A 25,545-nucleotide genomic window follows, 5' to 3' on the forward strand; every position below is an offset into this window, starting at 1 on the left:
ACACTTCCAGGCCGCCATACTTTGACTTCAGCTTGTAGAACGTCGCGCTGCTCAGGCCGTGCCTGCGGCACACCTCCGCAGTCGGCATTCCCGCCTCTTGCTCCTTGATCATCCCGATTATCTGCGCCTCGGTGAAACGGCTCTTTCGCATTCGTCTGCTCCTTCAGAGTTGGCGCAGACTCTACATTAAGGCGAGGGATTTCGCGGGGGGCAGGTCACCAGCTCCCCGGGCGGGCAGCCAGGCCCATGGCGGACAGTCGACAAGGAGCCGCGCTGCCCTGCAGCATTCGTGAGATCTGCCGTTCGTGCGGTGCGCAGCGTTTCAGATCAATAAGTGTCGCTGATGCGGGACGTTCGGACCTGTTGTTTGTTTGCGCTTCTCAGATGTCGGCTTTTCAGGATGGCTACAACCTTCTAGGTTCTGCCCATGAAGCATGATCAGGTTCCCCCACCTCATTTCACCGCGCTCTCTGGGCAAGCAGTCGTACGGTACGCTGAGCATGATGGGCGCGCTTTGTTTGGTGAGGGAGAAGTATCCTTCGAGACCAAGTGGTCCGGTTCAAGCAGCACCAGCATTATTGCCTATAACGATCCAACCAGCACGCGTGGCATTGCCGTCGCTGACGGCGCCAAGAACCTAACCGACATCACGCGCGAGAACATGGCGCGGCTGGATTTCACGTCTCGCACGCGCAGGCTTAACGAAGGACAGTTCCTTGTCATTGAGAACACCCACGGTCGGTTTCTCGCCGTTCAGGTGATCGACGTGATGGCGACCAGCCACGGCGACCCTGAGGATAGGCTGATACTCCAGTATCAGGTTGTCCCAACCGAACGAGAGGCACATGTGAAGCACGAGGCTATCGAAAGTACCAACCGCGTCCAGCTCCTCGCGCCAACCATCCATCGATTCGGCCCGAACGGGGATCTGCAGGAAATCACCTTACCCGTAAGCGTGGGCGATCGCATATTCCTTCTGGGCTCTAACGGGACTGGAAAGTCATCGTTTCTCCAGTCACTTATGAAGTGGCCAAGCACCGGAAATAGCGTCATCCGTGTTGCCGCGCACCGACAGATGTGGACGCAAAGCGGTGCGATGAAGATGACAGCGGCTAGTCGGCAAGAACACGAGCAGAACCTGGTTCACTGGGAGCGACAAGAGAAGGCCCGCTTCTCAGACCAACCCCATATCGACCGTGTTCAAGCACTCCTTTTCGACCTTGTGAACGAGCAGGTTCGGCTGGACCAAGCGCTTGCAAAGTACGGTCGAGAGGACCCAGGCAGCGCGCAGTTTCGACTTGCCCGCGCCGAGGAGACACCCGTCGACAAGCTCAATCGCTTACTCGCATCGGCCCAACTCAAAATCACCGTCAAGATCGACGGCTTTCGTGCTGTGCAGGCCCAACGCAACGGCGGTGAGCCATTCGATTTTGCAGAGGTCTCCGACGGCGAGCGCGCAGCCATCTTCCTCGCCGCGACTGTGTTAATTTCGCCGCCTGATTCCGTCCTCCTTCTCGACGAGCCCGAGCGACACCTGAACCATGCCATCATCGCCCCGCTCCTGCGCGATCTTTTCGCCGAACGGCCCGACTGCGCGATGGTTGTCTCAACTCATGCCATCGACCTCGCCGTTGAGCATCCACAGGCCCGGATGATCCTTATGCGCGACGTCCGGCGGGCTGGACCTGCGCAGCAGAAGGTCGCCTGGGACTTCGATCTTCTCGAAGCGGGCGAGGACATACCAGAGCTTATCCGCCGCGACATCCTCGGCTCGCGCCGCCGCGTTCTCTTTGTAGAGGGTACCGATGCCAGCTTAGATGGCGGTCTTTATGCGACCCTCCTTCCCGGCGTTTCTGTCGTGCCTAAAGGATCATCGCGCGACGTCATCGCCGCTACGAAGGGGATGCGCGGTGCTTCTGAGCTCCATCACATTGAGGTGTTTGGGCTGATCGACCACGACGGACGTGACGATGAAGCCCGTGACGAGCACGTGAAAGATCGAGTGTACGTCTTGGGTCTGAACGCCGTTGAAGCGCTATACTACCACCCCGATGTGATCAGAGTTGTGGCGCTGGCCCAAGCCGAACACATCGATGGGTTCGACGCTGCAGATATGCAGGAGACGGCCATCGAAAGCGCGGTACGCGAACTCAATAAGCAAAGGGATCGTCTTTGCGCCCGCGCCGCCGATATGCAGTTGAGCGCGTATCTTCAGCGGCAGGCTCCGACTTGGGAGGACGTTCGAGCTGGGGGGCAGCGGACGATTTTGCTCGACCTTGATGCCGTCCTAAAAGAAGAACAAGATCGTTTCGATGCCGCTGTTGCGCAGACAGACCTAGAAACCCTTCTTCGCCGCTATAAAATGCGCGAATGCAACGCGCGTGGACAAGTGGCGCAGTCGCTGCGGTTCGCGACCTACAAAGACTACGAAGGTGCCGTTCGGCAGCAGGTCCGCAAGAACCAAGTTTTGTGTAATACGCTGCTGCGGTTTCTTGGTGGTCTGCCTAATGCTCTGGGACACTAGGTGTGCCGTCTCAAGGTCGGCGCCAACCGGCCTGCTTGCTAATACGCGGAATTAAATTTCTACACTGCCAACCGACCGGTTTCTGCCCAGTGCGCAGCGAGTTGGATGAACGACCGCTTTGCCCATGTCGCCGCAGATACAGTGCCGCACTGCCGTATGTCCGCTTCCCGCCCCAAGCGGCCGCTCGCAGCTCAGGTCCGGGACACCTCTTCGGCTCGTGTCTGGTAGCGATTGGACACTCGCGGCGATTTCGGGGATGGAGGGCGGCGACTTTGCCGATACGACATCAGGTTTCCGATGGCCAAGACCCTTCGCCTCACCGTTGAGCCCGCAGCGCGGGAGACGTTGCTATCGTTCATTTCCCGCATGGCCGCTGCCAACGGCACCAACGTGGGTGACTTTGCGCTCGACCTCGGGTTCGCGTTCAAGCGAATTGTTGACCAAGAGGCATCGGCCGTCGCCGAGTTTGCGGAGCTTTCGGGCCTGTCCAGCCAAGATCTTGCGACCCTGCTGTCGTGGACGGGCGAACGCATCGGCGATGTTCGGATGCGTTTTCGGGGCGAGGTGTTCATCTCTCGGGCCTTGCGGAACCCCGTCGTCCGCGGCTGTCCATGTTGTATTCGAGAGCAAGCCACCGACCCGGTCGATGCCCTTTCCCAGGTCGCGATGGCCGGGGATTGGCTCTGCCGCGGCGTCGAAATTTGCGTGAAGCACGGGCATCTGTTGGTCCCGCTTTGGACGTGTTCGCGAGTTATCGAGCGGGACAACATAGGCGAAAGGTTGGGCGAAATCCTTCCGGATGTTCGCTCGGGGCTCTACGATCGCGAGCCTGTCGAGCCTTCCGCTTACGATCTTTGGATCGATCGTCGTCTGGCGTGCGGGGAGGATAGCACAGAACTGGCGGCACAGCCGCTGTTCGCGGCGATGACGTTCTGCAGCTTGCTCGGCGACGCATTGCTGCGACAGCACACCGATGATGTCGATGACCGGAACGCGAAGGCCCTTGGCTTTGCTCATGCCTCACGCGGCACGCAAGGCATTCGTGAAGCGCTGGACCTCCTGACACGCGGTGAGGACGGAAGATCGCGCTCGACACAGGGCGGCCTTCACAAGATCATGTCAACGCTTGGCACCCTCTATCGCGATGAGCCCAGCTTCGACGGATATCGCGATATGGTGCGGGACTATGGGCTCGAGATTTGGCCGCTAGGGGCGGGGGAGAGCCTTCTCGGTCAGACCGTGACCGAACGTCGCCTTCACTCACTGGTTTCGGCGAGCAAGGAAACCGGTGTCGGCGCCGGTATCCTGAATGGCTTTCTCACCGAAGCCGGGGCGTTCCTTGCGGAAGATACGCGCTCACCGCAGCACAAGACCTTCGATGCGCGGCGTTATCAGGCTTTGTTGGAGGAGATCCCGACCCTCATAGGGCCGATTGCGATGCGCGAGGCGATCGGCGCAACGAAGCAGGAACTCATCACCCTGGAAGAGGACGGCGTTCTCGCTCCGAGGACCAAAGTGGCGACCATCAAGTCTCGGTGGCGAGCCGCGGAGGGCTTGGCGCTTATCGACGAGCTGAACCGACTGGCCGTTCCCCTCAGCGGCGATGGTGCAGGTTGGGAGACGCTCCAGATGACGCGGTTCCGATTCGGACTCTCCGTGCGGCAGCTGCTGGACAAGATCCGCGACCGAAGTCTTGTGGTTGCGAAAAGGGCGGAGGTGTTCGGCTACCACGGCTTTGTCGTCGAGATCTCCGCGGCGCAAGCCTTGGAGGACCGCCTGCGGCAGGAACGCGAGCAGGCTGAAGGCGGGCCTCATGCGGGGAGCCGGGAGGGTGACCAGCCCGTCAGCGCCTTCGCGCGCGAGGTAGGTCTTCGCGACAAAGGGGCTTTCTTGTCTCTGATCGAAGAGGGGCTCACGCCGGCGACGAAAGTCGTCCTACAAGGGGCCAAGCGTTTCCAGTGGCGGATGACGCGTGCGGATGTCGCGGCCTTTCATGAGCGCTTCACGACATTGACCGTTCTGGTGACAGAGACAGGGCTGCACCGAAATACGATTATGGCAGCGCTGGCGGCCCATAATGTGCCCGTCTTCAGGGCGGGAGGCCCGAACTCGGTCGACCTCTATCGTCGACAAGATGTGCTGGCGGCGATGAAATCGCTTGGCCGGCCGAGTCCCGGTTCATCGTAAAGCACAATCTGTGCAGCACAGGGCGCCTGCTTCGCAGCATCCATGATGGCGGCGGAGCAGGCGTCGCCTTGCTCTGAACGCTTTGCGCAAGCTTATGCGTGCGTTTGCGCACTCATATGCTTGCTCTGACTTTGTGACGGGCTGGCGATCCCGAGAGGACTCGAACCCCTGACCAACTGCTTAGAAGGCAGCCGCTCTATCCAGCTGAGCTACGGGACCGCACCGGACCCTCATGCGGCATCCGGGCGGGCGGCGTCAAGGGTGGGGCGAAGGTGAGTATTTGGAACAAGGTCAGAGGCAGGGTAGTTGGTGCCTTGCGGCTGCCCGGGTGTGAGTATTTGGGCAGAGTGAAGGGGCGGGCGCGGGGTGGGCGCCCGGCCTTGGGTCACAGCTGCAGATCGTCCAGCGTGCGGGACAGGAGCGCGAGGTTCTCGGGTTCCGAGAAGCGGTGATCGGCTGCTTTTACCAGCGTGAGGCGCAGGTCGGGGCTCTCGGCATGGTCGAAGAGCTTCAGCGCCACCGAGGGCGGCACGTCGACATCGGCCGAGCCCTGCAGCAGCCGCACCGGGAACGGCAGGGGTAGCGGCGCGCGCAGGACAAGACGGGTGCGGCCTTCCTCGATCAGGCGGCGGGTAATGACATAGGGCTCGTCGCTGTACTCGGAGGGCTGCTCGATGCGACCCGTGGTCTCCATGGACTGGAGTTCCTCGGGCGTGAAGGAGGGCAGCATCAGGTCCTCGGTGAAGTCGGGCGCGGCGGCGATGCCGATGAGGGCTGCGACGCGCTCGGGGATCGCGCGGCAGCACAGGAGCGAGATCCAGCCGCCCATCGAGGAGCCGACGAGGACCTGTTTGCCCTCGGTCAGCTGGGTGATCGCCGCCAGCGCGTCCTCGAACCAGTCGCCGATCGCGCCATCGAGGAAATCGCCCGAGGATTGACCATGGCCCGAATAGTCGAAGCGCAGGAAGGGGCGACCCCGCTCCTTGGCCCAGGCTTCGAGGAATTGCGCCTTGGTGCCGGTCATGTCGGATTTGAAGCCGCCGAGGAAGACCACGCCAGTCCCCGTGCCCGGTGTCTGAACATAGGCGAGGCGGCGGCCCTGCGGCGTGTCGAGGTATTGCGTCACCGGAAGGGTACTCCTTGCGTGCCTTCGCCGCGCAGATCGCGCGTGTCGGCCCAGGTGTCCGCATCGAGGATCAGCGCGGCGAGGGCCTCGGCCCCGGCTTCGATCATCTTCTCGCCCTTCTCAGGGGTCGAGCGCGTCGGATTGCCGGCGATGCCATTGCCGGTGACATGCGGGAAGGGCCGCCAGCGGTACGAGGCCTTGCCGGCTTTAAGGAACTTCGCCCCGTCCATCGCCTGCGTCAGGCTGCCGAGGTCGGAGCTGTCGACCAGATCGGGCTCGCAGACCATCATCATCGAGGTCTCGGCCTCGCCCGCGTGCATCACGCCCGGCTGATCCTCGCAGTATTGAGACAGGCTCTCGCCGGCCTCGGAGACATAGGTGGTGGCGACCAGAACGGCGGGCGAGGTCGGCGCGAGTTCGTCGCAGATCTGCTGCATCGCCACCTGATTGCCGCCATGGCTATTGGAGATGAGGATGTCGCGGAAGCCGTGGCGGGTCAGGGACTCGATCAGATCCTTCAGCACCAGCCGGAAGGTCGAATGGCTCAGCGTCAGTGTGCCGCCGAAGGGCATGTGATGCTCGGAGAGGCCGGACCAGACGACGGGCGTGACCACCGTCGGGCGCCCGGCAGCGCAGGCCTTGCGGGCGGCGCGGTGGGCGATCTCCTGGCCCAGGCGCGTATCGGTCATCACCGGCAGATGCGGCCCGTGCTGCTCGATCGAGGCGATAGGCAGGATCACCACGGCGTTCGAGGCGGCGAGCGCGCGCAGCTCATGTGCCTTGAGGTGGGACCAGTCGACTTCTTGCATCGGCATCTCCTTCGTGCTGGCGCCATGATGCACGGGCAGGGCGGGGGCGCAACCGCCGTAGGGTGGGGTTTAACCCCACCTTCTGGTGCAGCAGGTGGGATGAAATCCCACCCTACAGGCTCTGCGCCAGAACCCGGCTGATCGTCGTCAATGTCGCGCCGGATTGCGCCTGCCACTCGTTGAACGCCGCCTGCACCGCGGCCCAGGCCTTTTTCGACGTCGGCGCCTTTTCGATCACGCCTTCCGCGACCAGCCGCGCCACCACATCGGTCGACATCAGATAGCTGTCCTTCCCCATCTGCCGCAGCGCATAGGCCCCTGTCGTGCCGCCAAGGCGCGAGCCCTCGGCTTGCAGCCATTTCACCAGCCCGGCGAAATCGCTGTCTGGCCAGTCGCCGATCCGCCGCCCGAAGGACCCGCTTTCATCCCTCACGCGGCGGATGAAGGCCGCGTTATCGAGGATCGCCTGCACCTTGGGCGGCGAGCGGACGATGCGGGTGTCCTGACACAGATCGGCCACCCAATCCTCGGGCTGGAAGGTGATGTCGGTGAGGTCGAAGCCGAGGAAGGCCTCCTCGATCCCCGGCCATTTCTTGTCGACGACCGTCCAGCTGATGCCCGCCTGAAAGATCCCGCGCGCGAAGCGCGACAGCCACCGATCATCGGGGATCGCGGCCAAGGCGTCCGCACTCAGGGGCACCGGGACATCCTTGAGCACGGCCTCCACGCTGCCCTTCCGTTCGGCGGCGATGGCGAGGATCTGATTGTAGCTGCGCATGGGGCCCTCCTGTCACATCCGATCCTGCGCGGCGCGGGGGCGATTGACAAGCCGGCCTCTCGCGCGCATGAAACAGGCCGACATAACCCGCAACCGGGCGTTCCGTGGGCGCCAAAACGACGAGGAGCACGGCCGATGAGCCTGATTTCCCTAAAATTCCCCGATGGCAATGTGCGCGAATACGAGGCCGGCATCACGCCGCTCGAGGTCGCGAAATCCATTGCCCCCTCGCTGGCGAAAGCCGCGATCTCGGCGCAGGTCAATGGCCAGCACTGGGACCTGCAATGGCCGATCAAGGCCGATGCGAACCTGTCGATCAACACGATGAAGGACGACGCTCCGGCGCTCGAACTCATCCGCCACGACCTCGCGCATATCATGGCGCGCGCCGTGCAGGCGCTCTGGCCGGACACGAAGGTCACCATCGGCCCGGTGCGCGATTACGGCTGGTTCTACGATTTCGACCGCGCCGAGCCCTTCACGCCCGAAGATCTTGGCGCCATCGAGGCCGAGATGAAGAAGATCATCAACACCCGTGAGGCCGTGAAGACGGAAGTCTGGTCGCGCGCCGATGCGATTGCCTACTATGAGCAGAACAACGAGCCCTACAAGGTCGAGCTGGTCAACCGCATCCCCGAGGATCAGGACCTGCGCATGTATTGGCACGGCGACTGGCAGGATCTCTGCCGCGGTCCGCACCTGCAGCACACGGGGCAGGTTCCGGCCGATGCCTTCAAGCTGACGCATGTCGCCGGCGCCTATTGGCTGGGTGATGCCTCGCGGCCGATGCTGCAGCGGATCTACGGCGTGGCGTTCAAGTCGCGCGATGACCTGAAGGCCCACCTGCACATGCTGGAGGAAGCCGCCAAGCGTGACCACCGCAAGCTGGGCCGCGAGATGGACCTGTTCCATATGCAGGAAGAGGCCCCGGGCCAGATCTTCTGGCATCCGAACGGCTGGACGATCTATTCGACGCTGCAGGATTACATGCGCCGCAAGCAGCGCGCCGGCGGCTATGTCGAGGTGAACACGCCGCAGGTGGTGAACCGCAAGCTCTGGGATGCCTCGGGGCATTGGGAGAACTACCGCGAGAACATGTTCATCGTCGAGGTGGACGAGGAAGGCGCGAAGGAAAAGACCATCAACGCGCTGAAGCCGATGAACTGCCCCTGCCACGTGCAGATCTTCAACCACGGCCTCAAATCCTATCGCGACCTGCCGCTGCGCATGGCCGAATTCGGCTCTTGCGCCCGCTACGAGCCCTCGGGCGCGCTGCATGGCATCATGCGCGTGCGCGGCTTCACGCAGGACGATGGCCATATCTTCTGCACCGAGGAGCAGATCGAGGGCGAGGCCAAGCGCTTCATCGAATTCCTGTCCAAGGTCTATGACGAGCTGGGCTTCACCAAATGGCGCATCAAGCTGTCGACGCGCCCGGAAAAGCGCATCGGCACCGAGGAAAGCTGGGATTATGCCGAGGCCGCGCTCGCCAACGCCGTCACGGCCGCCGGTCATGCCTATGAGATCTTCGAGGGCGAGGGCGCCTTCTACGGCCCGAAGCTGGAATTCGTGCTGACGGATGCCATCGGCCGCGATTGGCAATGCGGCACTTTCCAGGTCGACCCGAACCTGCCCGAGCGGCTGGATGCGGATTACGTCGGCGCCGATGGCGCGAAGCACCGGCCGATCATGCTGCACCGCGCGACGCTCGGTTCGTTCGAGCGTTTCATCGGCATCCTGATCGAGAACTACTCGGGCAAGCTGCCGCTGTGGCTGGCGCCGCAGCAGGTCGTGGTGGCCTCAATCACTTCGGAAGCGGATGACTATGTGCACGAGGTCGTCGCGGCGCTGCAGGCCGTCGGCATCCGCGCCGAGGCCGACATCCGTAACGAGAAGATCAACTACAAGGTCCGCGAACACTCGCTGGCCAAGGTGCCGGTGATCCTGGCGCTGGGCGGGCGTGAAGTGACGGAACGGACCGTCTCGGTGCGTCGTCTGGGCGAGAACAAGACCGCCACGGTCGCATTGGACACGCTGGTTGCCGATCTCAAGGCGGAAGCCACGCCGCCCGACATGATCTGATCCCCGGATCACAGGAAATGCGAACGCCGGGACCGCAAGGCCCCGGCGTTTGTCATTATGGATGGGATGGGCTCAGATCCCGGCTTCGGTCTGCAGACGCGCGCGGTCCAAGACGCGGATCGTCTCGCGTTTCACCTCGATCACGCCGTCGCGCCTCAATTCCCCCAAGCGGCGGTTCACGGTCTGGCGCGAGCATCCGGCCAGCGACGCCAGATAGGCCTGGCTGAGGCGGGTTTCCGGCGCCTCGGGCGCGGTGAACTGCAGGATATGGTGGCAGATGCGCTGATCGGGCGGGCTGAACTGCGCGATCAGGCGGCCGTGGATGTCGTTTTCCAACCGCGCGTGCAGCATATGCGAGATGTTGCGCAGCAGCAGCTCTGCCGGGACATGGCGGTTCAGGGCCTCGGCCGTGCAGAACATCGCCACCGTCCCGGCGAGGGCGGTGCAGGTGGCGACGCAGGCTTGCCCGCTGAAGATCTCGGCCTCGCCCACCACTTCGCCGGGGCCTGAGACGTTGAGGATCATCACATTGCCCTGTCGGTCGACATGGCTGATCTCCACCCGGCCGCGCGCGATCAGGTAGCAGCCGGTCGGAACCTCTTCCTGTGCCAGAAGCTCGGTGGTCTCTGGGAAGGTCAGCACCGGGCATTCCGCCAGCAGGGCCGCCCGGTTGGCATCGGGCAGGCCGGCCAGCATCGAGGAATTGCCGAACAGCGCATCGTGGGGGAGGTGTTGGTTCATGCGGCAGCCGCCGCGTCGGACGTCGTCAGAGAAAACTTGGCCATTCCGGTCCCTTGTGGGCCTCGGGGAACACACCCCCGAGTGGAACAATACGCAACAAGGGCAAGGGACGGAATGGCCAATACTCGTATAAACGACGCGATCCAGCCGGCCGCGACACACCGCAGCCTGCCCCGCCGAAATAGGACGGTACGAACCCATATTGTTGTACTGTGAACTGAAAACGTCCTGTGTCGGGTGGGCGACACAGGACGTCATATTTCGTATCATCGGATAAAATTATCCGAATATCATCGCGCTAGCCGGTGATCGGGCAGTATTCTTGCCCAATCGCCGATCATTTGCCCGGCTCTTGCGTCAGGCGCGGGCCGGCACGCGGGTGATCTTCGCGCCCATGGCGTTCAGCCGCTCGTCGATCCGCTCGTAGCCGCGCTCGATCTGCTGGGCGTTGTTGATGGTCGAGGTGCCCTCGGCGCACATGGCGGCGATCAGCATGGCCATCCCGGCGCGAATATCGGGGCTTTCCAGCCGCGAGCCGCGCATCTGCGACTTGCCGGCAACGATGGCGCGGTGCGGGTCACAAAGGACAATGCGCGCGCCCATGGCGATCAGCTTGTCGACGAAGAACATCCGGCTTTCGAACATCTTCTCGAACATCATCACCACGCCCTCGCATTGCGTCGCGGTGACGATGGCGATGGACATGGTGTCGGCGGGGAAGGCGGGCCAGGGCTGGTCCGAGATCGTCGGGATATGCCCGCCGAAATCGGCCTGAACCTTCATCTCCTGCTCGGCAGGGATGTAGAGGTCGTCACCACGGATCTCGCAACGGATGCCGAGACGCTCGAAATTCATCAGGGTCGAGCGCAGGTGTTCAACGCCGGCATTCTTGATGGTGATCTCGGATTTCGTCACGGCGGCGAGGCCGATGAGCGAGCCCACCTCGATATGGTCGGGGCCGATCTTATGCGTGCAGCCATGCAGCTTGTGGCCACCGTGGATGGTCATCGTGTTGGTGCCGATGCCCTCGATCTCGGCGCCCATCGCGATCAGGAACCGGGCGAGGTCCTGCACGTGGGGCTCAGAGGCGCAATTGCGCAGGATCGTCGTACCCTCGGCGCAGACGGCGGCACAAAGTGCGTTCTCGGTCGCGGTGACCGAGGGCTCGTCGAGGAACACATCGACGCCGCGCAGTTTCTCGGCCTTGAAATGGTAATGGCCGTTGGTCTTGATCTCGGCCCCCAACTGCTGCAGCGCGAGGAAATGGGTGTCCACGCGGCGACGGCCGATGACGTCGCCACCGGGCGGCGGCAGCTCGACCTCGCCGCAGCGCGCCAGCATCGGGCCCGCCAGCAGGATCGAGGCGCGCACGCGGGCGCAAAGATCCGGGTCCAGATCCGCCGGGCGCAGGTTCTCGGCCTTGATTTCCAGATGGTTGCGGCCAAGCCACTTGGCCTCGGCGCCGACCGATTGGATCAGCTCAACCAGCACTTCAATGTCGCGGATGCGCGGCACATTGGTCAGCTCGACCCGTTCGCCGGTCAGCAGGGCGGCGGCGACAATCGGCAGCGCGGCGTTCTTGTTGCCCGAGGGCTCGATCTCGCCCGAGAGGGTGAAACCGCCTTCGACGATGTACTGAACGCGTTCATGCGGCTGTGCGATGGCCATGCTCGCAGACCCCTTTTTTTGCTGCCCTCGTTTTGGGCAGAATTAACAAATGTTCGCGCTCACGGGAACCGACAATTCGGTGAGGCTCATGGCTTCCAGTGCAGGAAATTCCCGATCAGGCGGAGGCCCGCCGACTGGCTTTTCTCAGGGTGGAACTGGGTGCCGAGGATATTGTTCCGCCCGACAATCGCCGTGACCGGCCCGCCGTAGTCGACATGCGCGAGAAGGTCGGCCTCATCGGCGACCTGAAAGCGGTAGGAATGGACGAAATAGGCGTGATCGCCGGTCTTCAGGCCGTCCAGCACCGGATGCGGGCGGTCGAGGATCATGTCGTTCCAGCCCATATGCGGCACCTTCATCGCCGGATCCGAAGGGGTAATCCGCACCACATCGCCGCCGATCCAGCCAAGGCCGGGGGTTTCGGAATATTCATGCCCGGTGGTCGCCAGCATCTGCATCCCGACGCAGATCCCGAGGAACGGCTTGCCCTGCCGGATCACGGCCTCGGTCAGCGCCTCGGTCATGCCGGTGACGGCATCGAGCTCGCGCTTGCAGGCCGGGAAGGCACCGTCACCGGGCAGCACGACGCGGTCCGCGCGCAGCACGTCCTCGGGGCGGTTGGTGACCAGCACCTCGCCGCCATCCGTCTCGCGCGCCATGCGCTCGAAGGCTTTCTGCGCCGAGTGCAGGTTGCCGGATTCGTAATCCACGAGAACGGTGAGCATGACGAAAAGTCCCCTATATCCGGGGTTTCCCTAGCGCAGGTGCAGGACCTCGTCCAGCACTCTGGGCTCCAGCGCGACGCCCTCATTCGTCGCTGCCGCCTGCGCGAAGACCCGAAAGCCCGCCGGCACCAGCGTGCCCCGCGCCGCGCTGTCGGCGAAGATGTATTTGCCATTGGCGGGCGAGAGGTCGAACCAGCTCGGGTCGTCATAGGTGCCCGCATAGACGCCCATCTTGTCGGGCCAGCGGGCGAAGGTCAGATGGGTCTTGGTTCCGCAATGCTCGCAGAAATGCGCATGCACCTCATGCCCGCTGCCTTCGGAGACTTGCGAGTAGACCTTGGGCGTGCCCTTGGTGATCTCGAAATCCGCGAGGTTGAAGACCGGCTGCACCATCCCCTGCGCGCCGGTCGCGCGCTGGCAATAATGGCACAGGCAGACCGTCACCCAGAGCGGATCGACCGTGGTCCGAAAGCGCAGCCGACCACAGAGGCACCCGCCCTCATGGCTGCTCATCAGAGCATGCCCTTGGTCGACGGCACGGCATCGGCCTTGCGCGGGTCAATCTCCAGCGCCGAGCGCAGGGCGCGGGCGACGGCCTTAAACGCGGCTTCGGCGATGTGGTGGCTGTTGAAGCCATGCACCTTGTCGATATGCAGCGTGATGCCGCCATGGGTGCTGAGCGCCTGGAAGAACTCGCGCACCAATTCGGTGTCGAAGGTGCCGATCTTCTGCGTGGGCAGATCGCAGTTCCAAATGAGGAAGGGCCGGCCGGACAGGTCCAGCGCGCATTTCACCTGCGCGTCGTCCATCGGCAGGGTGCATTCGCCATAGCGGCGGATGCCCTTCTTGTCGCCCATGGCCTTGGTCAGCGCCTGACCCAGCGCGATGCCCACATCCTCGACCGTGTGGTGGTCGTCGATATGCAGGTCGCCATCGGCGCTGATCGTCATGTCGATCAGGGCATGGCGGGACAGTTGGTCCAGCATGTGGTCGAAAAAGCCGACGCCGGTCTGGTTGTCGTAGATCCCGGTGCCATCGAGGTCGATGGTCACGGTGATATCCGTCTCGGCGGTCTTGCGGGTGATCGTGGCGCTGCGCATGGGCTCTCATCCGTCGCTGGAACGGCCTCGGTATAGGGGGGCGATGGACCGAAAGCCAGCCCTTCGCGCGGGGTCGCGTGTCAGGCGTCGTAGCCCTCGACGATCACCAGATCGGCGGTCGAGATCGGGTCGCGGATATCCTTGGCCGCTTGGTACTCGGGGCTGTCGAAGCAGGCGACGGCCGTGTCCATGTCGGCGAACTCGATGACCACGGTGCGCGCCCGGCTGAGGCCCTCGCGCTGGATCTGGTTGCCGCCCCGGACGATGAATTTCGCGCCGTATTTGGCGAAGGCCACGGCATTGGCCTCACGGTATTTCGCATAGATCTCGGGGTCGTCGACATCGACATGGGCGACCCAATAGGCCTTGGGCATGATCATCCTCCATTTTTCGGCACCTTGGCCGGGCAGGGCGGGGCGCGCAAGGGGCACCGTCTTTCCCATGCGGGCGGCAAGGGTTCCGAAAGCTGTCTCGCCTATGGGTAGCCGGACGTGGCGTTCGGGTTGCCAAGCGGCCCCTCGCCCCTGTCAGATGCGCCCAAGGAGAGGATGATGAGCACCAAGGCCATTTCCGAGGCGGTGAACCGGCTTTATCGCGCTGCGGGCGGGCAGGAGCTCGACCGGGCTGCGCTCGCCGAGGTGCTGACGCTGGCCGCGGCCGAACCCTTGTCGCAACTGCCCCGCACCCGCGATGCCATGGGCCGCGACCCCTCGCGCGACAGGAAGGACTGGAAGCATCCCAAAGGCACCCTGCTACGCCTCCGTCCGCCGGCCGAGCCGATCCCGCTGATGCTGCCGAAACATCCTGAGCTGGCGCGCGTCCTCATCAATTGCCGCAACGGGTTCTATCGGCAGAAGGCCCTTCAGGTCCTGCCGGTGCCGGAGGATGCCTTTCAGCTGGGCTGTCTGATCTGGCGGCTGGACGAATGGGTGGCGCCCGTGCGGCTGGAGGCCGAGGAGCGTTTGCTGACCCTCATGGCCCGGATCCCGCCCGAGGCCGTTGCCGATCTGGCCCTCGCCCTTCTTCCGCGGATCGAGGCGATGTGGCGTCTCAGTGACCGGGGCTTGCAGCTCTGGCACGCGCTGCTCGCCCGCGATGACGAGGTTCGGGGGATGCTGATCGGCCGCCTGATGGCGGCGAAAGGCGGGGGCGTGCGGGGCGTCTTCCTGCGCCTGATGCGCGATCCGATGCTGGACGAGGCGTTGCCGATGATCGCCCGGCGCGCGGCGCATCCCTCGCTGCGCAAGGCGGCGCTGGCGTGGCAAATGGAAGGGGTGGTGGCCTATGAAGGGGTGACACCGCAACGGTTTGGGGTGTCGTTCCGGACGTTCGGGCCCTTGGGTCGTCCGTTCTCCATCGATCCCGATCGCGAGGCGTTGATGCAGGACGCCATGCGGGATAGGTCCGTTCACGTGCGCAAGACGGCCGCCGATATGCTCCCCCGTCTGGCGGATCACGCGCCAGAGGCCGCGCGCAGATTGGCCTTACAGATGACATGGGACCGGCATCCCGGCGTTCGGCAACGCGCCGAGTGGTTTGTGAAGAACAGGACCTCCGAATGACAGATCTTGATGGTCAGACATTTCATCTGCATCGCTGGGGTGACGTAAAATCAACGCCTTTGCTGATGTTGCACGGATTCCCGGAATACGGCGGCGCTTGGCGGGAGGTTGCCGAGCACCTGCCAGACTATCACTGCATCGCACCAGATCAGCGGGGCTACGGGCAAAGCTGGGCGCCTTCAGATGTCAGTCATTATAAAGCCAGACATTTGGTTGGCGATCTGGCGGCGCTGATCGAACAGATAGGCGCGCCGGTGCCGGTGGTCGCGCATGACTGGGGCGCGGCGATTGCCTATGCCCTGACGATCCGCCATCCAGAGCTTGTTTCAGCGCTGGTGGTTGTCAATGGTGTGCATCCCGGCCCGTTCCAGCGCGAATTGGCGAAAGGCGGCTCGCAATCCGAGGCGTCGGCCTATATCGACTACCTGCGCGACCCTCGGGCCGAAGAGCGGTTGGCCCCCGATGACTTCGCCGGCCTGCGGCGTCTCTTCGCGGCGAAGATGGATATGGCGTGGCTCGACGGGCCCGTCCTGCAGGATTACCTGCGCGAATGGGGGCGAGAGGGCCGCCTGACGGGGATGCTGAACTGGTACCGCGCGTCGCCATTGCAGGTGGCGAAGCCGGGGCAGCCGTTGGACATCCCGCCGATCTCGCCCGAGGCCGCGATGATCCGCGTGCCGCATCTGGTGATCTGGGGCGAGGACGACAGGGCACTGCTGCCCGAATGTCTGGAGGGGCTGGAGGTCTATTGTCCCGACCTGACGATCCGCCGGGTGCCGGGGGCAGACCATTGGATCTGCCACCAGAAGCCTGCGGAAGTAGCCGCGCTGATCCGCGAATTCCTCGCAGCCCGCGCGGCCTGATTGTCACTTATTCGACAATCGAACCCCAGAGATCGTAGTCGGACGCCTCGTCGACTTCCACTTTTACGATATCGCCGGGTTGCAGGTCTTCAAAGCCTTCGTCGATGAACAGGTTGCCGTCGATCTCGGGCGCGTCGGCTTTGGTGCGGCAGGTCGCACCCTCTTCGTCCACCTCGTCGACGATGATCTCCTGGATCGTGCCGACCTTGGCCGCGAGCTTCGCCTCCGAGATCGCCTGCGCCTTCTCCATGAAACGCTCCCAGCGTTCCTGCTTCAGCTCGGCCGGAACATGATCGGGCAGGGCGTTCGAGCGCGCGCCCTTCACGTCCTCGTATTGGAAGCAGCCCACGCGGTCCAATTGCGCCTCATCCAGCCAATCGAGCAGCGTCTGGAACTCTTCCTCGGTTTCGCCGGGATAGCCGACGATGAAGGTCGAGCGCAGCACGATCTCGGGGCAATCCGCGCGCCAGCGGGCGATTTCGTCCAGCGTCTTCGCCGCAGCGGCCGGACGGGCCATGCGCTTCAGCGTCTCGGGATGGGCGTGTTGGAAGGGGATATCCAGGTACGGCAGGATCAACCCGTCCGCCATCAGCGGGATCAGGTCGCGCACATGCGGATAGGGGTAGACATAGTGCAGCCGGACCCAGGCGCCGAGAGAGCCCAGATCCCGCGCCAGATCGGTGATATGGGCCCGGTGGCCGCGCGCCTCGGCATGCTTGATGTCGACGCCGTAAGCCGAGGTATCCTGCGAGATGACCAACAGTTCTTTCACCTCGGCTTCGACCAGCTTCTCGGCCTCGCGGATCACCGCATGGGCCGGACGGCTGACCAGACGGCCGCGCATGTCGGGGATGATGCAGAACTTGCAATGGTGATTGCAGCCTTCCGAGATCTTCAGATAGCTGAAATGCCGGGGGGTCAGCTTGATCCCCGAGGCTGGCATGAGGTCGATGAAGGGATCGGGCGCGGGCGGGACGGCGCCGTGGACGGCGTCGAGCACCTGCTCGTACTGATGCGGGCCGGTCACCGCCATGACCTTGGGATGCGCGCCGGTGATATAGTCGGGCTCGGCGCCGAGACAGCCGGTGACGATCACCTTGCCATTCTCGCGCAGGGCCTCGCCGATGGCGTCGAGGCTCTCGGCCTTGGCGCTGTCGAGGAACCCGCAGGTGTTGACGATCACCGCATCCGCGCCTTTGTAATCCGGGCTGATCGCATAGCCCTCGGCCCGCAGACGCGTGAGGATGCGCTCGCTGTCCACCAGCGCCTTCGGACAGCCGAGGCTGACCATGCCGATGGTGGGCTGGCCCTCGCGGGGGGCGTCCTGGATCAGCGCGCGGGGCGCGAGGTCGGGGCGGAGGTTTGGCGGGTTCTGGCTCATGGGGGCGCATATACGCCTCAAGCGGCGCTGCGCAAAGCCCCCATCACCTTGTCTCAAATACTCGGGGGGGGCGCGAGGGGGCGGCGCCCCCCCGCTGTCACACCCCTTCGTCGAACGGCTCGAAGCTCTCGGCCGAGGCGCGGCGCCAGCGTTTCATGTAGCCGAAGCGCTCGTCATCCTCGCGCAGCAGGAAGCCCTCGGGCATATAGGGGAAGACATCCTCGCCGGTGACCATGTCGCGGTCATTCTCGCGCATCATCAGGTGCCAGGGCAGGAAGTCCGAGGGATGCGAGAGGCCCGCCGCCCCGGCCATGTCGCCCAGAGCCTTCATCGTGTTGCGGTGGAAGTTCGCCACGCGCTGCGCCTTGTCCGTCACCACCAGCGCGCGTTGGCGCTGCGGGTCCTGGGTGGCGACGCCGGTCGGGCAATGGTTGGTGTGGCAGGCCTGCGCCTGAATGCAGCCGATCGAGAACATGAAGCCGCGCGCCGAATTCGCCCAATCTGCGCCCATCGCCAGCGCGCGGGCGATGTCGAAGGCATGGATCAGCTTGGCCGAGGCACCGATCTTGATGCGGTCGCGCACACCGGCGCCACGGAGCGCGTTGTGGACGAAGGTCAGCCCTTCGACCAGCGGCATGCCCATGTGGTTGGCGAATTCCAGAGGGGCGGCGCCGGTGCCGCCCTCTTTGCCGTCGACAACGATGAAATCGGGCGTGATGCCGGTCTTCAGCATCGCCTTGACGATGCACATGAATTCGCGCCGGTGGCCGAGGCAGAGCTTGAAGCCCACGGGCTTGCCGCCCGACAGGTCCCGCAGCTTGCCGATGAATTCCATCATCTCGATGGGCGTCGAGAAGGCGGAATGCGCGTCGGGCGAGTGGCAATCGACACCCATCGGCACGCCGCGCGCCTCGGCGATCTCGGGCGTGATCTTGGCGGCGGGCAGGATGCCGCCTTGGCCGGGCTTGGCGCCCTGGCTCATCTTGATCTCGATCATCTTGACCTGCGGGTCGGCGGCGACCTCGCGGAATTTCTCGGGGTCGAAGGTGCCTTCGGGCGTGCGGCAGCCGAAATAGCCTGTGCCGATCTCGTAGATCAAATCGCCGCCGCCCTCGCGGTGATAGCGCGAGATCCCACCTTCGCCGGTGTCATGCGCGAAGCCCTGCATCTTCGCGCCCTTGTTCAGCGCGAGGATGGCATTGGCGGACAGCGCGCCGAAAGACATGGCCGAGATGTTGTAGAGTGACAGGTCATAGGGCTGCTTGCAATCCGGGCCGCCGACCGTCACACGGAAATCGTGGTTGGCGATCTTCTTCGGGCGGATCGAGTGGGTCAGCCACATGTAGCCGCCGCCGTAGACCTGCTCCTTGGTGCCGAAGGGGCGCTTGTCCTCGACGTTCTTGGCGCGCTGGTAGACGATGTTGCGATCCTCGCGCGAGAAGGGGACCTCGGCCTCGTCATCCTCCAGCAGATACTGGCGGATCTCGGGGCGGATCATCTCGAACAGGTAGCGCATATGCCCCAGCACGGGGTAGTTGCGCAGAATCGCATGGTGTATCTGCATCATGTCATGCACGCCCATCGCGGTCAGCGCGGCGAAGATCGCCAAGGGCAGCAGGAACCACGCGGACCACGGCACGAGGCAGGCCGAGACGATGGTCAGGATGATGCAGAGCGCGAAGGTCGAATAGCGCAATAGGCGCGAGAACATGCCGTTCCTCCGTAGCGGGCAGGTAGCGGCAGCCTATCAGATTGACCTTAACGGAAAACCCCCGGTTTGATGACGCTCAGGTGAAGCGTGGCGCGCGCTTCTGCATCCCGGCCATCACCGCTTCCATCTGGTTGGGCGAGCCGATGATCGCGGCCTGCAGACGTGCCTCCAGTGCCAGTTGGTCATCGCCACCGGGCCAGGCGGCTCGGACCAGCGCCTTCGCGCCGCGCGCGGCCTCGGGGCTGCGCGCCGCGATGGCGCGGGCGGCCTCGCGGGCGGCTTGCAGCGGGTGTTCGGTCACGCGGGTGACAAGGCCGAGGGCTTGTGCCTCGGGCGCCTGCAGGACGCGGGCCGAGAGGATCAGCTCCAGCGCCTGATCGGCGCGCATGAGGCCCGGCAGCAGTTTCGTCAGGCCCATGTCGGGGATGAGGCCCCATTTCATCTCCATGATCGACAGTTGCGTGTCGGGGCCCGCGATGCGCAGATCCGCCCCCAAGGCCAGCTGCATCCCAGCGCCATAGGTCACGCCTTGCAGCGCGGCGATGACTGGCACGGGGAGGTCGGCCCAGACGGTGCAAGGATGCTGGAAACGGTTGGCGGCGCGGCCGGGGGGCGGGGTGACGATCTCGCGCTTCAGGGCGTCGAGGTCCTTGGCGAATTCCATCAGCATGGCGGTATCGATGCCCGCGCAGAAGCCGCGACCGGCCCCCGTCAGCACCACGGCGCGCAGGCCTTTCTCGTCCATCAGCCGGTCGCCCGCCTCGCCCACGGCCGCGAACATCTTGGCGTCGAAGGCATTGAGTTTCTCTGGCCGGTTCAGCGTGACCTCGGCCACGCCGTCCTCGATGCTGATGGTGACGCGATCCTCGGCCATGGTCCCCTCCTGCTGGCAGGGGTTCAGGCTGGCCCAGCCGGGCGGCGCGGGCAAGGGAAACGTGGCGGCAGGCTCAGCCGGTCATCCACCACAGCCGCGTCAGATGGAAGAAGGCGGGCGCGGCGAAGATCACGCTGTCCAGCTGGTCGAGGAAGCCGCCCTGACCGGGGATCAGATGCGACCAGTCCCGCAGGCCCCGGCTGCGCTTGATCGCCCGGAGCACCAGCGCCCCCGCCTGACCCGAGGCCGAGGCCACCACCCCCATCGCCGCTGCCGACAGCGGCCCGAAGGGCGTGATCCAGAACAGCGCGAGCCCCGTCAGCCCGGCCGCCGCCAACCCCCAGAACGCGCCCTCCCAGGTCTTCGCCGAGAGGCCCGGCACCACGCGCTTGCGCCCCAGCGGCCCCAGCGCCCGGCGACCGAGGTAGAATTCCGCCAGATCCCCCAGCTGCACAGCCAGCACGAGGAAGGCGATCAGCAGCATCCCGCGGCCGTCGCCTTCGTGGCCCGGCAGGTCGAGCAACATCAGCGCCGGGATATGGCTGAGGCAGAAGACGGCAATCATCAGGCCCCATTGCATCTCGGCCACGCGCGACAGGAACCGCTCGGTCGAGCCCCGCAGCATCGACACGAAGGGAAGTAGCAGGAAGGCATAGACCGGGATGAACACCGTGAAGAGACGCGGCAGGTCGAAATAGACAAAGAGGAACTGCGCCGGCAGCAGGATGTAGAAGGCCAAGGCCAGCGACAGGTGGTCGGCCTTCATCCGCGCGGCATAGGTGTAGAATTCGCGCAGCGCGGCGAAGGAGGCGATTGCGAACAGCAGGATCATCGCCCATTCCCCCGCCAGCATCGCCAGCGTGAACAGGATCGCCATGGCCCACCAGCTGTCGACGCGGGCGATGAACAGGCCGACGCCGGCATCGCCCGGTCGCTTGTGGCGGGCGCGCTCGCCCAGCACGGTCAGCAGCGTCAGGATCGCCGCCACACCCAGCGCCAGAAGGGTGACATCGCGCAGGAAGGGGCTCATGCGCGCTCCTCGGGCTTGAGGGCCAGAAGGGCCGCGGCCGCCCGGGTCAGGAAGTCGCGCCGCTCCTCGCCGTCCTCGCGCCGGAGGGGCGTGCCGAAGGTGACCGAGCACATCAGCGGCAGCGGGATGATTTCGCCCTTGGGCATGACGGAATTGAGGTTGGCGATCCAGGTCGGCACCAGCTCCACATCCGGGCGGGCCTCGGCGATGTTGAATAGGCCGGACTTGAACGGCTGCAAGGGCTCAGGCCCCTGATTGCGCAGCCCTTCCGGGAAGATGATGAGCGAGGCGCCCTCGTCCAGCGCCTGCAGGATCGCGGCCATCGGGTCGTCCACCCACTGATCGGCGCGGCGGTCGATCAGCACGGCGCGGAACACCTCGCCACCGGCAAAGGCGCGGATCTTGTTCCTCAGCCAGTAATCGGCCGCTGCAACGGGCCGGGTCTTCATCCGCAGATGCTGCGGCAGGACCGACCAGATCATCGGCATATCGGCATTCGACACATGATTGGCGAAATAGACCCGCTGGCGGGCTGAGGGCTCGATCCCGCGCCAATCGGCATGCACCGCCGTGATCGCGCGGCACAGGAAGACGATGCCATGGCCCACGACCCGGGCGGCAAAGCGGCGCCAGGCGGGGGGACGGGCAGGCGCCTTGAGAAGCGGGGCGTCGGTCATGGCGGCATCATGCGACGGGGCGGCGCGCAGGGGAAGCAGGCAAATGGCGGGTTCCCGCAGGCGTGAGGGCACGCGCGCTTGTGCCGCGACGGGCCGGTGGTATCATCATGGTGAATTGGCGTGCCGGAGGTTGTAACATGCGCTGGATCCTCAGACTTCTGGGCGTGGTGCTCGTCCTTGTCATCGTGCTGGTGGGGGCGCTGTTCCTGCTTCCCGCCGACCGCATTGCCAATCTTGCCGCCCGCCAGTTCGAGGCCGCGACAGGCCGTGCGCTGACCATCGACGGCGATGTCACCCCGACCTTCTGGCCGGTGCTGGGCGCGCGGGTCGAAGGCGTGACGCTGGCCAACGTTGCCGGCTCCGACGCCGGGCCGATGCTGGTGGCGGAATCCGTCGATCTTGGCGTGGATCTTGCGCAGCTCATTCAGGGCAACCTCGTGGTGCGCCAGTTCGAGGCCCGCTCGCCGCAGATCGTGCTGGAACGGGACGCGCTGGGCGTCGGCAACTGGAATTTCGCCGGCGTGGGCGATCAGAACGCCACCACCGCCGAGGCCGGGACACAGTCGGGCTTGCCGCCGATCATCCTCGATCGGGCGCAGATCATCGGCGCCAGCCTGCGCTATATCGACCGCGCGGCGGGGACGGATGTGACGGTGCAAGGCGTGACCATCGACCTGACCATGCCCGAGGCCGGCGGCGCCGCCGAGCTGCGCATCGCCGTTGACCGCAATGGCCAGCAGGGCGAAGTCAACGCCCGCCTCGCCTCGGTCGAGCAGCTGCTGGCCGGTGAGGTCGTGGCCGTCAACGCCTCGATCACCACCGCCGGCGCGACCGGCAGCTTCGAGGGCCGCGCGGGGCTGGAACCCGTCGCCGCCGAGGGCCGCCTCAACATCCAGATCGACCGCCTTGCCCCGGCGCTGCAACTGGCCGGCGCCGAGGGCGGCGAACTCTTGCCCGATGCCGCGCGGCCCCTGTCGCTGGGCGGGCAGCTGACGCTGGCGCCGTCCGGCAGCCTGCATCTGCGCGAGGGCGCGGTGGGCATCGGCTCGAACCGCTTGACGCTGGCCTTGGACACCACCTTCGATGGCGAGCGTCCGAATATCGCCGGCCAGATCAGCGCCAACTCGCTGGATCTGACGGGCTTTACCGGCGGCGACAACGGTGCCTCGGCCTCGTCCGGCGGTGCTTCGGGCTGGCCGACCAGCCGTATCGACGCCTCGGCGCTGGGCCTGTTCGACGCGCAGATCGGCCTCACGCTGGGCCCGGTCAACACCGGCTACGGCATGATCGACGCCACCCGCGCTTCGATCACCATCGACCGCTCCCGCGGGGTGCTGGGCCTGAACGAGGTCCGCGCCTTCGAGGGCACCTTGTCCGGCGAGCTGGTCGCCAACAATCGCAACGGCCTCTCGGTCGGCGGCACCTTGGCGCTGCGCGACGTGACCCTGCTGTCGCTCCTGCGCCAGACCGTCGGCTTCGAGCGTCTGACCGGCACCGCCGCCGCCGATCTGCGTTTCCTTGGCTCGGGCGCCTCGGTCGATGCGATCATGCGGTCGCTCGAAGGGCAGGGCACGCTGCAATTCGGTCAGGGCGAGATCCTCGGGATCGACCTCGCGGCGATGCTGCGCAACCTCGATGCCTCGGCCTTGGGGCAGGGCAGCTCGACGATCTACAGCTCGATCGGTGCCAGCTTCACCATGGCGGGCGGGGTGCTGTCGAACAGCGACCTCGCGCTGGAAGCGCCGCTGTTCGGCGTTCGCGGGCAGGGGACGGTGGATCTGGGCGGCCAGACCCTGAACTACCGCGTCACGCCCGAGACGATGCGCAACGCCGAAACCGGCTCGGCCCTGCGCGTGCCGCTGATCATCACCGGCCCGTGGTCCGAGCCGCGCTTCCGGCTGGATCTGGAAGGGCTGGCCGAACAGCGCCTGCAGGAAGAGCGCGAGCGTCTGGAAGCCCGCGCCCGCGAAGAGGTCCAGCGGATCGAGGATCAGGCCCGCGCCCGCGCCGAACAGGAGATCTCCGATCGGCTGGGGGGGGCGCTGGGCGGCAGCGGAACCAACGCCGACGGCACCCCGCAATCGCTTGAGGATCAGGCGCGTGATGGCCTGATGCGGCTGCTGGGCGGCGGGCGGCAACAAGCGTCGGAATGATCAATCCAGCGGTGCGGCGCCTCCGCGCGCCGTGCCGGCCTCGATATAGCGCGCCAGCCGGTCCTCGACGGGCGCGCCGGTCTCAGGCGGGGTGAAGCCGGCGAGACAATCCTGCCAGATCGCCGTTGCCCGTTCGGTCGAGGTCTTCTCACCCGCCGCCGTCCAATTGCCGAAGTTCTGCAGATCGGCCACAAGGGGCGGGTAAAAGGCGGTGGAATAGCGCGCCATCGTGTGCTGGGCGGCGAAGAAATGCCCGGCGGGCGCGACCTCCGCCAAGGCGTCGAACCCCAGCGCGTCGTCATCGGCCTCGGACCGCGTGCACAGCTCGGCCAGCATCTGCAACGCTTCGACATCGTTGATGAATTTCTCATAGCCGAAGGCCAGACCCCCCTCCAGCCAGCCGGCGGAATGGATCATCATCGTCGCATTGGCCATCATTCCGCCCCACAGCCCCATGGTGTTCTCCAGCGCGGCCTGCATGTCGCCGGTGTTCGACGCAGCCCCCGCCGCCGAGCGCCACGGCAGCCCGACGAACCGCGCCAATTGCCCGGCGCCGACCTGCATCGTCACATGCGAGGGCGTGCCGAAGGCCGGCGCGCCGGATTTCATGTCCACATTCGACGAGAACCCGCCGTAGCTGACCGGTGCCCCGGCCCGCGTCATCTGCACCAGCGTGATCGCGGCCAGCGCCTCGGCATGCTGCAAGACCAGCGCGCCCGCCGGGGTGACAGGCGCCATTGCGCCCGCCAGGCAGAAGGGCGTCACCACCGACATCTGGCCGGCCCGGGCGAAGTCGATCAGCCCTTGTGCCATCGGGTTGTCCAGCACGCGCGGAGAGTTGGTGTTGATCACCGTGTAAGCCCAGACGCCGTCGCTGAAATCGTCCTCGGACAGGTCGAGGCCGAGGCGGATCATCTCGAGGCTCTCCTCGATCTGCGCGCGGCCGCGGGCATGCACGAACATCGGCTTGTCGCTGAACGCCATCTGCGCCTGCATGGTCGGATAATGGCGCAGGGCCGGCGGGACATCCTGCGGCTCGGCCGAAGGGCCCAGGATGTGAATGACGTCGAAACTCTGATGCAGCTTCAGCGTCTCGACATAGCTCTCCAACGAGCCGGGCCTGCGCCCGCGGACCCGATCCGTGACATTCGGGCAGCCCGAGCCCGGCGTGAACAGCAGCGTCCCCTCGGCGTAGCGTTGCTCTCGCGCGGGATTGGCCGCCCGCAGCCGGATCTCACGCGGGGCCGAGGCCAGCGCCGCCGTCACCATGTCGCGCCCGATGAAGACCATCTCGCCCTCGACCCGTGCGCCCGCCGCCTGCAGGATCGCGCGGGCCTCGGGCAACAGGACCTTCATCCCCAGCTCTTCCAAGACGCGCAGGGCGGTGTCGTGCATCGCCGCCACCCGGTCCTCGGAGAAGACCTGCTGCGGCGTGAAGGGATGGGAAAGCTGGCGGTAGTTCGGCTGCCGCACCGGCGCCGTCTGATTACCGCGACGGCGCGTGCGGGAACGGGTCTGCGTGTCCATAGGCCTCTCCTGCTGTCAGCAGGGAGG

The 25,545-nt window shown here is 65.2% G+C and carries 22 protein-coding genes and 1 tRNA gene; 6 read left to right on the forward strand and 17 right to left on the reverse strand.

Annotated elements, in window-relative coordinates:
- Positions 1-151: transposase (locus BCY78_RS22245; protein ID WP_139103264.1), on the reverse strand; the 151-nt coding region annotated here is incomplete at its 3' end.
- 276 nt (positions 152-427) lie between these two features.
- Here BCY78_RS22245 and BCY78_RS22250 point away from each other — a divergent pair.
- Positions 428-2,524 carry an AAA family ATPase gene (locus BCY78_RS22250; protein ID WP_068306238.1) on the forward strand — a complete coding sequence of 699 codons (2,097 nt, stop codon included), beginning with the start codon at positions 428-430 and terminating at the stop codon, positions 2,522-2,524.
- A 297-nt stretch (positions 2,525-2,821) separates the two neighbouring features.
- Positions 2,822-4,711, forward strand: coding sequence for a TniQ family protein (locus tag BCY78_RS22255; RefSeq protein ID WP_068306240.1), 1,890 nt, complete (start codon positions 2,822-2,824; stop codon positions 4,709-4,711).
- 142 nt (positions 4,712-4,853) lie between these two features.
- Here the strand turns inward: BCY78_RS22255 and BCY78_RS22260 are convergent.
- The 4 genes from BCY78_RS22260 to BCY78_RS22275 all read right to left on the reverse strand — a co-directional run bounded on the left by BCY78_RS22260 (position 4,854) and on the right by BCY78_RS22275 (position 7,424).
- Positions 4,854-4,930: transfer RNA gene (locus BCY78_RS22260), tRNA-Arg, on the reverse strand.
- 166 nt (positions 4,931-5,096) lie between these two features.
- Positions 5,097-5,837: a carboxylesterase gene (locus BCY78_RS22265; RefSeq protein WP_068306242.1), complete on the reverse strand. Its 741-nt coding sequence runs from the start codon at positions 5,835-5,837 to the stop codon at positions 5,097-5,099.
- Complete coding sequence (locus BCY78_RS22270) at positions 5,834-6,646, reverse strand: creatininase family protein (RefSeq protein ID WP_068306244.1); 813 nt, start codon at positions 6,644-6,646, stop codon at positions 5,834-5,836. Before BCY78_RS22270 ends, BCY78_RS22265 begins: the two co-directional genes overlap by 4 nt.
- A gap of 112 nt (positions 6,647-6,758) precedes the next feature.
- On the reverse strand, positions 6,759-7,424 hold the full coding sequence (locus BCY78_RS22275; RefSeq protein WP_068306246.1) for a DNA-3-methyladenine glycosylase I: 666 nt from the start codon (positions 7,422-7,424) through the stop codon (positions 6,759-6,761).
- Between the two features lie 135 nt (positions 7,425-7,559).
- Between BCY78_RS22275 and thrS the strand changes: the two genes are divergently transcribed.
- Positions 7,560-9,506 (forward strand): threonine--tRNA ligase, encoded by a 1,947-nt coding sequence (gene thrS / locus BCY78_RS22280; RefSeq protein ID WP_068306248.1) that lies wholly within the window; start codon positions 7,560-7,562, stop codon positions 9,504-9,506.
- 72 nt (positions 9,507-9,578) lie between these two features.
- Here the strand turns inward: thrS and BCY78_RS22285 are convergent, their stop codons facing one another.
- The 6 genes from BCY78_RS22285 to BCY78_RS22310 form a co-directional block, all read right to left on the reverse strand.
- Complete coding sequence (locus BCY78_RS22285; RefSeq protein ID WP_068306250.1) at positions 9,579-10,247, reverse strand: Crp/Fnr family transcriptional regulator; 669 nt, start codon at positions 10,245-10,247, stop codon at positions 9,579-9,581.
- 357 nt (positions 10,248-10,604) lie between these two features.
- On the reverse strand, positions 10,605-11,915 hold the full coding sequence (murA, locus tag BCY78_RS22290; protein WP_068306251.1) for a UDP-N-acetylglucosamine 1-carboxyvinyltransferase: 1,311 nt from the start codon (positions 11,913-11,915) through the stop codon (positions 10,605-10,607).
- A gap of 86 nt (positions 11,916-12,001) precedes the next feature.
- Positions 12,002-12,640: an imidazole glycerol phosphate synthase subunit HisH gene (gene hisH, locus BCY78_RS22295; protein WP_068306252.1), complete on the reverse strand. Its 639-nt coding sequence runs from the start codon at positions 12,638-12,640 to the stop codon at positions 12,002-12,004.
- 30 nt (positions 12,641-12,670) lie between these two features.
- Positions 12,671-13,153 (reverse strand): GFA family protein, encoded by a 483-nt coding sequence (locus tag BCY78_RS22300; RefSeq protein ID WP_068306254.1) that lies wholly within the window; start codon positions 13,151-13,153, stop codon positions 12,671-12,673.
- Positions 13,153-13,740: an imidazoleglycerol-phosphate dehydratase HisB gene (gene hisB / locus BCY78_RS22305; protein ID WP_068306256.1), complete on the reverse strand. Its 588-nt coding sequence runs from the start codon at positions 13,738-13,740 to the stop codon at positions 13,153-13,155. Before hisB ends, BCY78_RS22300 begins: the two co-directional genes overlap by 1 nt.
- Before the next feature lie 80 nt (positions 13,741-13,820).
- Positions 13,821-14,114, reverse strand: a complete 294-nt coding sequence (locus BCY78_RS22310) for a DUF1330 domain-containing protein (protein WP_068306297.1) — start codon at positions 14,112-14,114, stop codon at positions 13,821-13,823.
- A gap of 177 nt (positions 14,115-14,291) precedes the next feature.
- Between BCY78_RS22310 and BCY78_RS22315 the strand changes: the two genes are divergently transcribed.
- Positions 14,292-15,302 carry a hypothetical protein gene (locus tag BCY78_RS22315; RefSeq protein ID WP_068306258.1) on the forward strand — a complete coding sequence of 337 codons (1,011 nt, stop codon included), beginning with the start codon at positions 14,292-14,294 and terminating at the stop codon, positions 15,300-15,302.
- Positions 15,303-15,367: 65 nt separating this feature from the next.
- Positions 15,368-16,165: an alpha/beta fold hydrolase gene (locus BCY78_RS22320; RefSeq protein WP_233499473.1), complete on the forward strand. Its 798-nt coding sequence runs from the start codon at positions 15,368-15,370 to the stop codon at positions 16,163-16,165.
- A 7-nt stretch (positions 16,166-16,172) separates the two neighbouring features.
- Here BCY78_RS22320 and rimO read toward each other — a convergent pair whose 3' ends face one another.
- From rimO to BCY78_RS22345, 5 genes are all read right to left on the reverse strand, one after another.
- Entirely contained in the window at positions 16,173-17,546 is a 1,374-nt protein-coding gene (gene rimO / locus BCY78_RS22325) for a 30S ribosomal protein S12 methylthiotransferase RimO (protein ID WP_068306263.1), read from the reverse strand.
- 97 nt (positions 17,547-17,643) lie between these two features.
- On the reverse strand, positions 17,644-19,257 hold the full coding sequence (locus tag BCY78_RS22330) for an FMN-binding glutamate synthase family protein (protein ID WP_068306265.1): 1,614 nt from the start codon (positions 19,255-19,257) through the stop codon (positions 17,644-17,646).
- 76 nt (positions 19,258-19,333) lie between these two features.
- Positions 19,334-20,131 (reverse strand): crotonase/enoyl-CoA hydratase family protein, encoded by a 798-nt coding sequence (locus BCY78_RS22335; RefSeq protein WP_068306267.1) that lies wholly within the window; start codon positions 20,129-20,131, stop codon positions 19,334-19,336.
- A 73-nt stretch (positions 20,132-20,204) separates the two neighbouring features.
- Positions 20,205-21,161 carry a phosphatidate cytidylyltransferase gene (locus BCY78_RS22340; RefSeq protein ID WP_068306269.1) on the reverse strand — a complete coding sequence of 319 codons (957 nt, stop codon included), beginning with the start codon at positions 21,159-21,161 and terminating at the stop codon, positions 20,205-20,207.
- The gene (locus tag BCY78_RS22345) at positions 21,158-21,838 is read right to left on the reverse strand and encodes a lysophospholipid acyltransferase family protein (protein ID WP_068306271.1); all 681 of its coding nucleotides are present in this window, start codon (positions 21,836-21,838) and stop codon (positions 21,158-21,160) included. Before BCY78_RS22345 ends, BCY78_RS22340 begins: the two co-directional genes overlap by 4 nt.
- Before the next feature lie 137 nt (positions 21,839-21,975).
- Here BCY78_RS22345 and BCY78_RS22350 point away from each other — a divergent pair, with 137 nt between their 5' ends.
- Positions 21,976-23,991 carry an AsmA family protein gene (locus BCY78_RS22350; protein ID WP_068306272.1) on the forward strand — a complete coding sequence of 672 codons (2,016 nt, stop codon included), beginning with the start codon at positions 21,976-21,978 and terminating at the stop codon, positions 23,989-23,991.
- Here BCY78_RS22350 and BCY78_RS22355 read toward each other — a convergent pair whose 3' ends face one another.
- Entirely contained in the window at positions 23,992-25,518 is a 1,527-nt protein-coding gene (locus BCY78_RS22355; RefSeq protein ID WP_068306274.1) for a trimethylamine methyltransferase family protein, read from the reverse strand. It abuts the gene before it with no gap.
- Positions 25,519-25,545 lie beyond the last annotated feature (27 nt).

It is taken from the genome of Pararhodobacter sp. CCB-MM2, from assembly GCF_001691415.1.
Classification (GTDB): Bacteria; Pseudomonadota; Alphaproteobacteria; order Rhodobacterales; family Rhodobacteraceae; genus Pararhodobacter.

Coding starts and splice junctions, on each gene's coding strand:
- BCY78_RS22270 (WP_068306244.1), bottom strand. CDS start 6,646: ATGCAAGAAGTCGACTGGTCCCACCTCAAGGCACATGAGCTGCGCGCG.
- BCY78_RS22285 (WP_068306250.1), bottom strand. CDS start 10,247: ATGAACCAACACCTCCCCCACGATGCGCTGTTCGGCAATTCCTCGATG.
- BCY78_RS22330 (WP_068306265.1), bottom strand. CDS start 19,257: ATGTTCTCGCGCCTATTGCGCTATTCGACCTTCGCGCTCTGCATCATC.
- BCY78_RS22350 (WP_068306272.1), top strand. CDS start 21,976: ATGCGCTGGATCCTCAGACTTCTGGGCGTGGTGCTCGTCCTTGTCATC.
- BCY78_RS22315 (WP_068306258.1), top strand. CDS start 14,292: ATGAGCACCAAGGCCATTTCCGAGGCGGTGAACCGGCTTTATCGCGCT.
- murA (WP_068306251.1), bottom strand. CDS start 11,915: ATGGCCATCGCACAGCCGCATGAACGCGTTCAGTACATCGTCGAAGGC.
- hisH (WP_068306252.1), bottom strand. CDS start 12,640: ATGCTCACCGTTCTCGTGGATTACGAATCCGGCAACCTGCACTCGGCG.
- BCY78_RS22345 (WP_068306271.1), bottom strand. CDS start 21,838: ATGACCGACGCCCCGCTTCTCAAGGCGCCTGCCCGTCCCCCCGCCTGG.
- BCY78_RS22310 (WP_068306297.1), bottom strand. CDS start 14,114: ATGCCCAAGGCCTATTGGGTCGCCCATGTCGATGTCGACGACCCCGAG.
- BCY78_RS22320 (WP_233499473.1), top strand. CDS start 15,368: ATGTTGCACGGATTCCCGGAATACGGCGGCGCTTGGCGGGAGGTTGCC.
- BCY78_RS22255 (WP_068306240.1), top strand. CDS start 2,822: ATGGCCAAGACCCTTCGCCTCACCGTTGAGCCCGCAGCGCGGGAGACG.
- BCY78_RS22275 (WP_068306246.1), bottom strand. CDS start 7,424: ATGCGCAGCTACAATCAGATCCTCGCCATCGCCGCCGAACGGAAGGGC.
- hisB (WP_068306256.1), bottom strand. CDS start 13,740: ATGCGCAGCGCCACGATCACCCGCAAGACCGCCGAGACGGATATCACC.
- BCY78_RS22335 (WP_068306267.1), bottom strand. CDS start 20,131: ATGGCCGAGGATCGCGTCACCATCAGCATCGAGGACGGCGTGGCCGAG.
- rimO (WP_068306263.1), bottom strand. CDS start 17,546: ATGAGCCAGAACCCGCCAAACCTCCGCCCCGACCTCGCGCCCCGCGCG.
- BCY78_RS22340 (WP_068306269.1), bottom strand. CDS start 21,161: ATGAGCCCCTTCCTGCGCGATGTCACCCTTCTGGCGCTGGGTGTGGCG.
- BCY78_RS22300 (WP_068306254.1), bottom strand. CDS start 13,153: ATGAGCAGCCATGAGGGCGGGTGCCTCTGTGGTCGGCTGCGCTTTCGG.
- BCY78_RS22355 (WP_068306274.1), bottom strand. CDS start 25,518: ATGGACACGCAGACCCGTTCCCGCACGCGCCGTCGCGGTAATCAGACG.
- BCY78_RS22250 (WP_068306238.1), top strand. CDS start 428: ATGAAGCATGATCAGGTTCCCCCACCTCATTTCACCGCGCTCTCTGGG.
- thrS (WP_068306248.1), top strand. CDS start 7,560: ATGAGCCTGATTTCCCTAAAATTCCCCGATGGCAATGTGCGCGAATAC.